Below are 11772 nucleotides of genomic sequence, written 5' to 3' on the forward strand. Positions count from 1 at the left end.
CTACTACGGGCGGGAACGTTAGGCACCTCGCGGCGCCTGAACCGGCATTACCCCGCCACCGCCACCCGCCGCTCGATCGACACCGACCACAACGTCAGCAACAGCGCACCCAGCGCGGTCGCGACACCGACCCACGGCAGCGTCGTCAGTGGCGCGCCCGCGCCGATCGCCATGCCGCCGAGCCACGCGCCGGTCGCGTTGCCGAGGTTGAACGCGCCCTGATTCAGCGTCGATGCAAGATTCGGCGCATGACTCGCGCGATCGACGATCAGCATCTGCAGCGGCGGCACGATCGCGAATGCGAGCACACCCCACACGAATACGGTCAGCATCGCCGGAATGCGCGCGTGCATCGTGCCCGCGAACACGCACAGAATCACGACGATCCCCATCAGGAACGCGACCAGCGACGGCATCAGCCGCCAGTCCGCGAGCTTGCCGCCGAGCGTGCTGCCGACCGTCAGACCGAGGCCGAACAGCAGCAGCACCAGCGTGACCGCGTGCGGCGTGAAGCCGGTCACGTCCTCGAGAATCGGCGTGATGTAGGTAAAGGTCGAAAACAGGCTCGCCGACGCAAGCACGCTGATGCCGAGCACCATCAGCACCTGTGGGTTCTTCAGCACGCTGAACTCGCGCACGAGGCTCGCCTTGTGCATCTCGATCTTCGCGGGCAGGCACACCGCGAGCGCGGCCGCCGCCAGCACGCCGATGCCGGTCACGGCCCAGAATGTGGCGCGCCAGCCGACCGCCTGGCCGAGCGCGGTGCCGAGCGGCACGCCGAGCACATTGGCGAGCGTGAGGCCGGTGAACATCAGCGCGATCGCCTGCGCGCGGCGATTCGGCGCGACGAGGCCGGCCGCGACCACCGAGCCGATGCCGAAAAACGCGCCGTGGCAGAACGCGGTGACGATGCGCGCGGCCATCAACACCGCGTAACCCGGCGCGATCGCGCACAGCAGATTGCCGACGATGAACACCCCGATCAGGCTCATCAGCGCCTTCTTGCGCGGCATGTTGGCGACCGCGATCGCGACGATCGGCGCGCCGATCGTCACGCCGAGCGCATACGCGGACACCAGCATGCCTGCCGCCGGAATCGACACGGACAGATCGCGCGCGACGTCGGGCAACAGCCCCATGATGACGAACTCGGTGGTACCGATTCCAAACGCGGCAACGGCAAGGGCAAGCAGAGGCAAAGGCATGGCGATGATGGGGGGTGTGGCGCGCGAAGCGGCGCGAAAAACAGGCGCCGGGCGGGCGTTTCGGAAGGCGGAAACGCTGTCGCCGGATAGGGGAAAACAGTAGGGGATTCTACCTAAGTCAAATCTGCCTTGCAGGCCGTCAGGGCGGCTGTTGTTTTTATGGAAAGCGGCGCTCAGTGTCGCGCCAGGTTGCGCTGCAGCGCCGCGCAGCCCGCATCTACCAGCATTTCGACCACGGTTGCGCGCTCGTCGGGCTTGAAGTCGCTGATCCAGATCACGCGGCAACGCGTGGGCGTCTCGGCGACGACCTGCAACGTCGAGTGATGATGCTCGAAGCGTCCGCCGCCCACCGAGTAGGCGAGCCGCAGGTGCGCATCGTCGACGGCGATCACGCGTTCCTCGACCACGGTGCCGTCGGCGAACGTGACCCAGCGCAGCTCGCCTTCCATGCGCGCCTCGGTCAGCACGCCCGCGAACGCGCGGGCGACGTCGGCGGGATCGCGCAGCGCGGCCCATGCATCGGCCGCGGCGGTTTCCACGGCGATTTCCCGGTAGATCGTAGCCATCGCAGTTCCTCTCTTCGATTCAGGTAAGCATGTCTCAACGATTGGGCGGCGCCGGCTGATCCGCGTCGAACCTGTCGCCATGACGGCCCGCGCCCGACGCAAAGCGCGCCGCGCCCGCCACGCCCTCGGCGAAGACCGCCGCGTAGCCGCCCGCGCCTTCGCGCCGCAACGCCTCGGCGAGATCTTCAAGCGTGCTGTTCTCGAGCACGGAGCGGCGATCGGCGAGCAGCGCCGCCTGCGGAAACGCCGCGAGCTCCGCGGCCAGTTGCTCGGCGGCCGCGCGCGCTTGGCCCTTCGGCACCACGCGATTGGCGAGCCCGAACGCGAGGGCCTCGCGCGCATCGACCGCGCGGCCGGTCAGGATCAGATCGAGCGCGCGCGACAAACCGATCAGCCGCGGCAGCCGGATCGTGCCGCCGTCGATCAGCGGAATGCCGACGCGCCGGCAGAACACCCCAAGCACCGCGTCTTCCTCGACGACGCGCAGATCGCACATCGCGGCAAGCTCGAGTCCACCCGCGACCGCGTAGCCGGCGATCGCGGCGATCACCGGCTTGCTGAAGCGTGTGCGTGTCGGTCCCATCGGACCCGGGCCGCTGCCGTCGGCGTGCAGTTCGTTGCGGCGCGTGTCGTCGGTGAGCGCGCTCAGGTCGGCGCCCGCGCAAAACGTGCCGCCCGCCCCGAACAGCACGGCCGCGCGCCATGCGGGCGCGGCCTCGAAGCGGCTGAACGCGGCGCTCAATGCGTCGGCCACCTGCCGGTCGACCGCGTTGCGCCGCGCGGGCCTGTCCAGCACGATCGTCGCGACGCCGTTGACGTCATGCGACTCGATTCGCACGTGGCTATTGAAATGTTCGGTGGCTATCATCGTTATGTGTACCTGAAGGGTATCTGAAGCGCCGTATTCGCCTCCTGATCGGGCGGTGTTGCCAACCGCTCATGCAGCGCAATTAATCCGGTAGGCCGTCATGTTTTCGTCACATCCGGCTCGTAGCGTGAGCGCTCTATTAATGCGCTGGCGTCCTGCCGCCAGCTTGCCGAGTGTGCCTTTGTCCCTGCCTTTGCCCAATTCATCCCCGGCCTCCGCACCGACCAGCGCCGAAACGGTCTGGATCGTGCCGTTGCGCGAGCATTCGTGGTACGACCATGTGCGTCTGAAGCGCGTCTTCGTGACTGACGGCACGCGTCATCAGGTGGTGCTCGTCGATCTGCGCAAGCTGCTCGTGTGTGCGAATCGCGACAACACCGATTACGTGCTGAAGCCGGTCGCCGAATGGCACGCGGGCAAGGTCCGCGGCATTCGTGAGTTTCTCGATCCCGACAGCGCGCGCATTCCGCAGATGCCTTACGTGACGATCTCCACCCGACGCGCGCCGGGACTGCTCGGCTGGATCGGCATCGAGCGCGAGGGGGTGGTGGCGTTTCGCAACGGCCAGCATCGCGCGCGCTATCTGGCCGAGGCGGGCGCGCGCTGGTGTCCGGTCGAAGTGCACGAGCGCGAGGCGGCATTGCTGCGTGAGCTGTGCGGCGCGGCCGATGATGCCCGCACCGAGATTCGCGCGACCCAACTGGGCGACAGCGACGTCTGACTTTCGCGGTCCTCGGCAACTCGCATAGGCCCCGGTTATCACCGCTACCCCGCCTGCACGACGTTGCGCGGCGTGCCCGCCTGCCACGCCGCGATGTTCGCGAGCGTGGTCTGCGCGATCTCGGTCATCGCCTCGCGCGTGAAGAACGCCTGATGCGCGGTGACGATCACGTTCGGGAACATCAACAGACGCGCGAGCACGTCATCTTGCAGCGGCAGATTCGAATGATCCTCGAAGAAGATGCCGCCTTCTTCCTCGTACACATCGAGCCCGAGATGGCCTAGCTGGCCGTCCTTCAACGCGCCGATCAGGGCGTTCGCCTCGACGAGCCCGCCGCGCCCGGTGTTGATCAGCATCGCGCCGCGTTTCATCTTCGCGAGCGCGGCGCGGTTGATCAGATGATAGGTGTCGGGCAGCAGCGGGCAATGCAGACTGACGATGTCCGATTCGGCGAGCAAGGTATCGAGCGGCACGTAGCGCGCGCCGAGCGCGATCAGTTCGTCGGCGTGCGGCCCCGGGTCGTAGGCGAGCACCTGCATGCCGAAACCCGCCATGATGCGCCCGAATACCCGGCCGATGATGCCGGTGCCGATCACGCCGACCGTCTTGCCGTGCAGGTCGAAGCCGAGCAGCCCATGCAGCGAGAAGTCGCCTTCGCGCGTGCGCGCGACAGCGCGTGGCAGGCGCCGGTTCAGCGCGAGAATCAGCCCGACCGCGTGCTCGGCGACCGCATACGGCGAATAGGCCGGCACGCGCGCGACCGGCAGGCCGAGCCGCTCGGCCGCCGCGAGGTCGACGTGATTGAAGCCCGCCGAGCGCAGCGCGATCATGCGCGTGCCGCCCGCATGAAGCCGTTCGAGCGTGGCGGCGTCGACGTTGTCGTTGACGAACGGGCAGACCACGTCGTAGCCATGCGCGAGGATCGCGGTCTCGCTGTCGAGTGGGGATTCCTGGAAATGCAGTTCATAGCCATGCGCGGCATTGGCTTCGGTGAAAGTATCGACGTCGTATTGACGACTGCTGAACAGGATCGTGCGCATATGAGGCTCCGAAGAAGCGTGCTTTAGACGTGATTTGCGAAGTCGGTTATTCGTAAAAAATAACGTTGACAGGGCTGGCGAACTGCAATATCAAATAACCAGCATTCCGAACAAAGCATGTACAAACATGCGGCAAGAAACTGGCCAAACAGCAGATTATCTTTTCACGATGTTAGGCGACTTCGCGATGAAAGAGTAACTGTCGGGCGTTCGGGAAATCGTTTCACCGCCGGCATTGCCAGGCGGTGCGTTCGTCCAGGCGCGCCGGTGCCCGCTGTGCGGCGCTTGCGGCATCCATTGCGTGGTTCTCCTGTCGTCGCAGCGTTCTTTGAGGTGTCGTGCATCGCGCCCGTTGCCCGCGCGACGTCACCATCGCGTCACCTTTGTCAGACGGTTTGATTCGGTTTTCAAACGGTTGGTGTTCCGTTTTTCGTTAATCAACTGTAAATCGGCGAGCCAACATGATCGGTGAATTGCTGAGATCGCAACCCGAAATCGCACTATTCGCATGTCTCGCCATTGGCTATTTCATTGGCTCGTTTCATATCGGACCGATTCAGCTCGGCGGCGTGTGCGGCACGCTGATCGTCGCGCTCGTGCTCGGGCAGAGCGGTGCGCGCATCGCGCCCGACCTGAAGAACATCGCGTTTGCGCTGTTCATCTTCGCGCTCGGCTTCACCGGCGGGCCGCAGTTCTTCGCGAACATCGGGCGCGGCTGGCGCTATGGGCTGCTGTCGCTGATCGAAATCGTCTCGGTGCTGGTGCTGATCATGATCGCGGTCAGCGTGCTGCGGCTCGACGTCGGCACCGCGTCTGGACTGCTCGCGGGCGCGGCGACCGAGTCGGCGGTGATCGGCACCGCGTCCGAGGCGATCGCGAAGCTCGGTCTCGGCGACGCGGCAACCCAGCGTCTGCAGGCCAATATCGTGACCGCTTACAGCGTCAGCTACCTGTTCGGCCTGGTCACGATCGTGTTGTTTACGAGTCAGTTCGCGCCGCTGCTGCTGCGCGTCAATCTGCGCGAAGAAGCCGAGCGCGTGTGGCGCAAGCTCGGCGGCGAGGGCGCGTTCAGCGAAGGACAGAGCGCGGCCGCGCCGGCGCTCGTCGGCCGCGCGTTTCGAATCGGCAAAGCCGCCGGCATCACGGTGCGCGCGCTCGAGGAGCAATACGGCTACAACCTGACCGTCGAGCAGATCGAGCGCCACGGCGGGGACCTGCCGGTCGCCATGGAGACGCGGCTCGCGGCCGGCGATGTCGTGCTCGTCGCCGGACGGCGCGCGGCGGTCGTCGCGGCGTCGGCTGGCCTCGGTGAAGAGGTGCTGGGCGCCGATTTCGGCCAGGTGTTCGCGCAACGGCTCAACGTGGTGCTGACGCGGCCCGACGTCGATGGGATGACGGTCGCGCAACTGCGCGCGCAGGCCAAGCCGGAAAACGCGCGCGGCGTTTATATCGCCGCGATCACGCGGCTCGAATCGACGATTCCCGCGCTGCCCGGCACCGATCTGCATCGCGGCGACGTGCTGACGCTGGTCGGCGCGAAAGCCGACGTCGAACGCGGCGCGAAGCGGCTCGGCTATGTATTGCCGCCGACCGAAAAGACCGACTTCGTCTATCTCGGCCTCGGCGTGCTGGTCGGTATGGCGATCGGGCGGCTCCGCGGCACGATCGGCGGCGTGACGCTCGCGCTCGGCACAGGCGGCGGCTGTCTGCTGTCGGGGCTGCTGTTCGGCTGGGTCCGCTCGCGCCATCCGCTGGTCGGCTCGCTGCCGTCGGCGGCCGCGCAGATCCTCAAGGACTTCGGACTCGCGACGTTCATCGCCGCGGTCGGGCTGTCGGCCGGTCCCGACGCGATCAAGCTCGTGCGCGAGTACGGGCTCGCGCTGCCGCTCGCCGGCATCCTGATGGTGTTGGTGCCGGGCGTGCTGTCGCTATGGGTCGGCCATGCGCTGTTGAAGCTCGAAGCGCCGATGCTGCTCGGCGCGATCGCGGGCCAGCAGTGCAGTACGCCGGCCATCAGCGCGCTCGTCGGCGTGGCCGGCAATTCGACGCCGGTGATCGGCTACACGATCACCTATGCGCTCTCCAACATCCTGTTGCCTTTGATGGGGCCCGTGGTGGTGGGCCTCGCCGGCAAGCTCGGCTAGCCGGACTTGCCGAAGCCGCATGCCGCGCGGCGTTTCGCAGTTCGCGGCAAATCAGGCGCTCGCGCCGCACAGGTGCGCGCCGTACCCGTGCCGGGTATCGCCAACGAACCCGACAACTACTCAGCGAGGGCGCGATGGACTGGCTACACAACATCTTTCACAAGTCACCGGAGATGGCGCTGTTCCTGTCACTCGCGGTCGGCTATTTCATCGGGCAGATCAACTTCGGCAAGTTCCAGCTCGGCGGCGTGGGCGGCTCGCTGCTCGCGGCGGTCGCGATCAGCCAGGCGGGCGTGACGGTCGACAACGGCGTGAAGGCGGTGATGTTCGCGGTGTTCATCTACGCGGTCGGCTACGACTCCGGGCCCGGCTTCTTCAACTCGCTGAACCGCAAGACGCTGCGCGAGATCGCGATGGCCGTGTTTCTCGCGGTCACCGCGCTGATCACGGTGGTCGTGTGCGCGAAGCTGTTCCATCTGAACAAGGGGCTCGCGGCCGGACTCGCGGGCGGCGCGCTCACGCAGTCGGCGATCATCGGCACCGCGGGCGACGCGATCGCGCGGCTCGGCCTGCCCGCCGATCAGGTTAGATCACTGCAATCGGACGTCGCGATCGCGTACGCGGTCACCTACGTGTTCGGTTCGCTCGGCGCGATCATCGTGTGCGTGAACATCCTGCCGAAGTTCATGGGCCAGGGCTTGCGCGAAGCGTCGATCGAGGCGGAGCGCGAACTGTCGTCGGGCGCGCCGACGCGCGGACCGGGGCAGGTGGCGGCGCTGCCTGAACTGGTCGGGCGCGCATACCGGATCGACTTCAGCGCCGGCAAGAGCGTGCAGGCGGTCGAGTCGCTGCACGGCGAAGGTCTGACGATCGAGCGCGTCAAGCGCGGTAACCAGCAGATCGAGCCGAAGCCCGACTTCGTGCTGCAACCGGACGACATCGTGCTCGTCGTGGGCCGCCGGGAGGCGGTCGTCGCGTTCGGCGCGAAAGGCAACGAGGTCGGCGACGCCGAGGACATCGGCGTCGTGATGCAGACGCGCGAAGGCGTGTTCACGCGCAAGGGCATGAATCACACGACGATCGCGGCCGCGCGCCAGATGATCGATCGCGACATGCGGCACGGCGTCTACGTTCAGGGCATCACGCGCGTCGGGCAGCCGCTGCCGGTGTTGCCCGAAACCGAGCTGCAGCACGGCGACGTGATCACCTTCTACGGCTCGCCAAAAGATACCAAGCGCGCGGTCGAAGCTGCCGGCTACGAGCTGCCGTACAGCAACAAGACCGATTTCATCTACATGGGCGTCGGCCTCGTGATCGGTCTGCTGATCGGGCTGATCGTCGTCAACGTGGGCGGCGTGCCGCTCACGCTCGGCTCGGGCGGCGGCTGCCTGCTGGCGGGCCTGCTGTTCGGCTGGATGCGCGGCAAGCATCCGATGTACGGCGTGATGCCATCGGCCGCCTCGCAATTGCTGAAGGACTTCGGGCTCGCCGCGTTCGTCGCGGTGGTCGGTCTGAACTCGGGCCTGCAGGCGGTCGTCACGGTCAAGCAAAGCGGCGTGACCATCTTCCTGCTCGGCGTGTTCGTCACGCTGTTTCCGCTGCTGCTGACGATGCTGTTCGGCCGTTACGTGCTGCGCTACAACAACGCGGCGATTCTGGCCGGCGCGCTGTCCGGTTCGCGCAGCGCCAACCCGGCGTTCGGCGGCGTGCTCGATAAGGCCGAAAGCGCGGTGCCGACCGTGCCGTTCGCGATCACCTATGCGATCGCGAACGTCGCGCTGACACTGCTCGGGCCGCTGGTGGTCGGGCTCGTGTAGCGCTCACCCGTCGTTGATCGCACGGTTATCGAAAGCCGTTGCGTATCGATCCCTGTAGCCGGCCGCAACCGGGACCCCTCGCCACGCCGGCGTGTTTCACCTCTTCACCGGAGAACGCATCATGGCTAAAGAGAAGGGCGATAAGAAACGCTCGGGCGTCGACGCGGGTCTTGCCGCGCTGAGCCCGTTCGAACTGAAGGACGAACTGATCAAGGCCGCCGGCGGCGGCGCGGTCGAGCGGGCCGCCAACATCGCGATGCTCAACGCCGGCCGTGGCAATCCGAACTTTCTCGCGACGATCCCTCGCCACGGCTTCTGGCAGCTCGGCCTGTTCGCGATGCGCGAGTCCGAGCGCTCGTTCGCGTACATGCCCGAAGGCGTCGGCGGTTTTCCGCGCCGCGACGGACTCGCGGAGCGCTTCGACCTGTTCATACGCGAGAACCGCGGCGTGCCCGGCATCGACTTTCTGCGCGGCGCGGTGTCGTACGTGCGCGATCAGCTCGGGCTGTCCGGGACCGACTTTCTGTATGAGATGTGCGAGGGCATTCTCGCGTCGAACTACCCGGTGCCCGACCGCATGCTGAAGCTGTCGGAAATCATCGTCGGCCAGTATCTGCGCCGCGAGATGATCGGCAAGCATCCGTTCATCGGCGAGTTCGACATCTTCGCTGTAGAAGGCGGCACCGCGGCGATGACCTACATCTTCAACACGATGCGCGAGAACCATCTGATCAAGGCGGGCGACTCGATCGCGCTCGGCATGCCGATCTTTACGCCCTACATCGAGATCCCGGCGCTGAACGACTATCAGCTGAAAGTCGTGCATATCAATGCCGACGTCGCGCACGGCTGGCAGTACTCGAAGCAGGAGCTCGACAAGCTGCGCGATCCGAAAGTGAAGGCGTTCTTCCTCGTCAATCCGAGCAATCCGCCGTCGGTGAAGATCGACGACGCGAGCCTCGAGCACGTCGCGGACATCGTCAAGGAACGGCCCGATCTGATCCTGCTGACCGACGACGTATACGGCACGTTCGCCGACAACTTCGTGTCGCTGTTCGCGCTCGCGCCGAAGAACACGATCCTCGTCTACTCGTACTCGAAGTATTTCGGCGCGACCGGCTGGCGTCTCGGCGCGGTGGCCACGCATCGCGACAACGTGCTCGACAAGCTGATCGGCAAACTGCCGGCCGACGTGAAGAAGGAGCTGCATCGTCGCTACGAGTCGATCACGACCGAGCCCGACAAGCTGAAGTTCATCGACCGGCTCGTGGCCGACAGCCGCACCGTCGCGCTCAATCACACGGCCGGGTTGTCGACGCCGCAGCAGGTGCAGATGGTGCTGTTCTCGCTGTTCTCCTTGATGGACACGCCCGACGCGTACAAGAACGCGCTGAAGCGCCTGATCCGCAAGCGCAAGCAGGCGCTGTACGAGGAAGTGGGCATCGCATTCGAGGACGACGACCCGAACCAGGTCCTCGGTGAAAGAGCCTACGGGCGCGAGTTCGTCGACTGGCTGCTGAAGAACACCGAGCCGTCCGAGCTGCTGTTCCGGCTCGCGCGCGAGGCGCGCGTGGTGCTGCTGCCAGGCCGCGGCTTCGGCACCCAGCACCCGTCGGGGCGCGTGTCGCTCGCCAATCTGAACGAGTCCGACTATCGCAAGATCGGTCGGGCGATGCGCAGGCTGATCGAGGAGTATGTCGAGCGCTACAACGCGGCGACCGGCAGCAAGCTCGACAAGAGCAAGGTGATGAAGTGATTGGCGAGGGTGTATCGGTCGCGCCTGCGGCCCGCGACCCTGGCCAAAAAACTTGCGCAATCGCGCGGTTCGGTGAATGATCGGACGAACGGCCTCGAGCAGCGTATCTGCGGCGAGGCCGTTCGTTCCTTTGCGCTTCACATTCACACACCGATCATGCCGACTTCAACCTCTACTACCGTTGCTTCGTCCGTCCCCTGTCCGGTTGTCGAATCGCTCGACGCCATCCTTCCCGAAGAACCGCTGCTGATGATGGGCGCCGGCCCGGTGCCGATTCCCGCCGCGGTCGCGAAGGCCAATGCGATCGTGATCAACCATCTGGGCGGCACGATGGCGAAGGTGGTGAACCAGGTGAAGACGATGGCGCGCTACGTGTTCCAGACGCAGTCGAAGTGGGTGCTCGGCGTGGCAGGACCGGGATCGGGCGCGATGGAGATGGCGATCTGCAATCTCGCGTGGGAAGGCACGCGCATGCTGTGCATCAAGAACGGCTTCTTCAGCGACCGCATGGGCGAAATGGGCCGGCGCGTCGGCGCGAAGGTGACCACGCTCGAAGTCGCGGACCGCACGGTCGCGAGTCTCGATCTGGTCGCCGACGCGCTGCGCCGCGAGCGTCCCGAGGTCGTCACGGTCGTGCAGGGCGAGACTTCGAACACCGTGTGGAACCATCATCTGAAAGACATCGTCGCGCTCGCGAAGGAAGCCGGCGCGCTCGTGATCGTTGACGCCGTCTGCACGCTGAGCACGATGCCGCTCGAAATGGACAACTGGGGCATCGACGCGGTGATTACCGGCGGCCAGAAGGGCTTGTCGTCGATCCCGGGTGTGTCGCTGATCGCGTTCTCAGACGCGGCGTGGGCGCGCGTCAAAGGCCGCACGGTGCCCAACACGCACTGGTGCCTGGATGCGTCGCTGGCGGAAAACTTCTGGCACAACGCCGGCTATCACTACACGGCACCGGTGTCGGGCGTACTCGCTTTGCATGAGGCGCTGCGGCTCGTCTGCGCTGAAACGCTGGAGAAGCGCTTCGCGCGCCATCTGAAATGCTCGCTCGCGTTGCAGCAGGGCGTCACCGCGATGGGCCTGCAACTGTATGCGCCGGAGAATTGCCGGCTCAACTCGGTGATCGGCATCGAGGTGCCTGACGGCCTGAGTCCCGCCGACGTCTGCGCGCATATCTCGCGACAGCATCAGGTGGAAATCGCTGGCTCGTTCGGTTTGCCGATCGTGCGGATCGGCCAGATGGGCGAGCAGTGCCGCGAGCACAACCTGTTTCGCACCGTGCACGCGCTCGGCCGCACGATGGTCGATCTCGGCGTCAAGGTCGATCTGCCGGCGGGTGTCGCGGCGCTCGAGCGCGGATTGAGCGAAGGTAAATAAGGCATTTGACGACGCGCTACGAATAGCATTCGTAGCGCATATTTTTTGTGCGATCCAGCACTTTATAGTCCCATTAGAAAGCTTTTTTCCGCCGTTATCGCGTTGCAATAAATTAATGCTTCGCAACCTTTTTACATAACAATTGCAGCATCGCTGAAAGCCTTACGGAATAAGGCTCTGCGCCTTTCGAAAGGGCTTTTTTCTGTTCTTACTTTCTAGTGTCCTCTGTGCGCCGGCGCACGTATCGAGATCAGGCGGAAACGTAAAGTAGGTCA

General features: G+C 65.5%; 9 protein-coding genes. 5 read left to right on the forward strand and 4 right to left on the reverse strand.

Translation table 11 applies throughout. The features are described from left to right. Nucleotides 1-47: 47 nt before the first annotated feature. The 3 genes from AB4Y34_RS04525 to AB4Y34_RS04535 all read right to left on the reverse strand — a co-directional run bounded on the left by AB4Y34_RS04525 (nt 48) and on the right by AB4Y34_RS04535 (nt 2639). The gene (locus AB4Y34_RS04525) at nt 48-1205 is read right to left on the reverse strand and encodes an MFS transporter (protein ID WP_368715345.1); all 1158 of its coding nucleotides are present in this window, start codon (nt 1203-1205) and stop codon (nt 48-50) included. 173 nt (nt 1206-1378) lie between these two features. Then, nucleotides 1379-1771 carry an SRPBCC family protein gene (locus tag AB4Y34_RS04530; protein WP_176379066.1) on the reverse strand — a complete coding sequence of 131 codons (393 nt, stop codon included), beginning with the start codon at nt 1769-1771 and terminating at the stop codon, nt 1379-1381. Between the two features lie 34 nt (nt 1772-1805). Next, complete coding sequence (locus AB4Y34_RS04535; protein ID WP_368715346.1) at nt 1806-2639, reverse strand: crotonase/enoyl-CoA hydratase family protein; 834 nt, start codon at nt 2637-2639, stop codon at nt 1806-1808. A gap of 142 nt (nt 2640-2781) precedes the next feature. Here AB4Y34_RS04535 and AB4Y34_RS04540 point away from each other — a divergent pair, with 142 nt between their 5' ends. Then, a complete protein-coding gene (locus AB4Y34_RS04540) occupies nt 2782-3360 on the forward strand; it encodes a hypothetical protein (RefSeq protein WP_368594991.1) in 579 nt (192 codons plus the stop codon). Between the two features lie 44 nt (nt 3361-3404). Here the strand turns inward: AB4Y34_RS04540 and AB4Y34_RS04545 are convergent, their stop codons facing one another. Further along, on the reverse strand, nt 3405-4400 hold the full coding sequence (locus AB4Y34_RS04545; RefSeq protein WP_368594645.1) for a 2-hydroxyacid dehydrogenase: 996 nt from the start codon (nt 4398-4400) through the stop codon (nt 3405-3407). Between the two features lie 461 nt (nt 4401-4861). Here AB4Y34_RS04545 and aspT (AB4Y34_RS04550) point away from each other — a divergent pair, with 461 nt between their 5' ends. The 4 genes from aspT (AB4Y34_RS04550) (at nt 4862) to AB4Y34_RS04565 (ending at nt 11497) form a co-directional block, all read left to right on the forward strand. Continuing rightward, nucleotides 4862-6544, forward strand: coding sequence for an aspartate-alanine antiporter (aspT, locus tag AB4Y34_RS04550; protein WP_368715347.1), 1683 nt, complete (start codon nt 4862-4864; stop codon nt 6542-6544). Between the two features lie 134 nt (nt 6545-6678). After that, on the forward strand, nt 6679-8361 hold the full coding sequence (aspT, locus tag AB4Y34_RS04555) for an aspartate-alanine antiporter (RefSeq protein WP_368715348.1): 1683 nt from the start codon (nt 6679-6681) through the stop codon (nt 8359-8361). A 121-nt stretch (nt 8362-8482) separates the two neighbouring features. Continuing rightward, nucleotides 8483-10117, forward strand: coding sequence for a bifunctional aspartate transaminase/aspartate 4-decarboxylase (locus AB4Y34_RS04560; protein ID WP_368715349.1), 1635 nt, complete (start codon nt 8483-8485; stop codon nt 10115-10117). 156 nt (nt 10118-10273) lie between these two features. Further along, nucleotides 10274-11497 carry an alanine--glyoxylate aminotransferase family protein gene (locus AB4Y34_RS04565; protein WP_368594642.1) on the forward strand — a complete coding sequence of 408 codons (1224 nt, stop codon included), beginning with the start codon at nt 10274-10276 and terminating at the stop codon, nt 11495-11497. The last annotated feature ends 275 nt before the right edge of the window (nt 11498-11772 follow it).

Source organism: Paraburkholderia sp. BR10954, from assembly GCF_040965775.1.
GTDB lineage: Bacteria > Pseudomonadota > Gammaproteobacteria > Burkholderiales > Burkholderiaceae > Paraburkholderia > Paraburkholderia youngii.

Coding starts and splice junctions, on each gene's coding strand:
- AB4Y34_RS04525 (WP_368715345.1), bottom strand. CDS start 1,205: ATGCCTTTGCCTCTGCTTGCCCTTGCCGTTGCCGCGTTTGGAATCGGT.
- AB4Y34_RS04530 (WP_176379066.1), bottom strand. CDS start 1,771: ATGGCTACGATCTACCGGGAAATCGCCGTGGAAACCGCCGCGGCCGAT.
- AB4Y34_RS04535 (WP_368715346.1), bottom strand. CDS start 2,639: ATGATAGCCACCGAACATTTCAATAGCCACGTGCGAATCGAGTCGCAT.
- AB4Y34_RS04540 (WP_368594991.1), top strand. CDS start 2,782: ATGCGCTGGCGTCCTGCCGCCAGCTTGCCGAGTGTGCCTTTGTCCCTG.
- AB4Y34_RS04545 (WP_368594645.1), bottom strand. CDS start 4,400: ATGCGCACGATCCTGTTCAGCAGTCGTCAATACGACGTCGATACTTTC.
- aspT (WP_368715347.1), top strand. CDS start 4,862: ATGATCGGTGAATTGCTGAGATCGCAACCCGAAATCGCACTATTCGCA.
- aspT (WP_368715348.1), top strand. CDS start 6,679: ATGGACTGGCTACACAACATCTTTCACAAGTCACCGGAGATGGCGCTG.
- AB4Y34_RS04560 (WP_368715349.1), top strand. CDS start 8,483: ATGGCTAAAGAGAAGGGCGATAAGAAACGCTCGGGCGTCGACGCGGGT.
- AB4Y34_RS04565 (WP_368594642.1), top strand. CDS start 10,274: ATGCCGACTTCAACCTCTACTACCGTTGCTTCGTCCGTCCCCTGTCCG.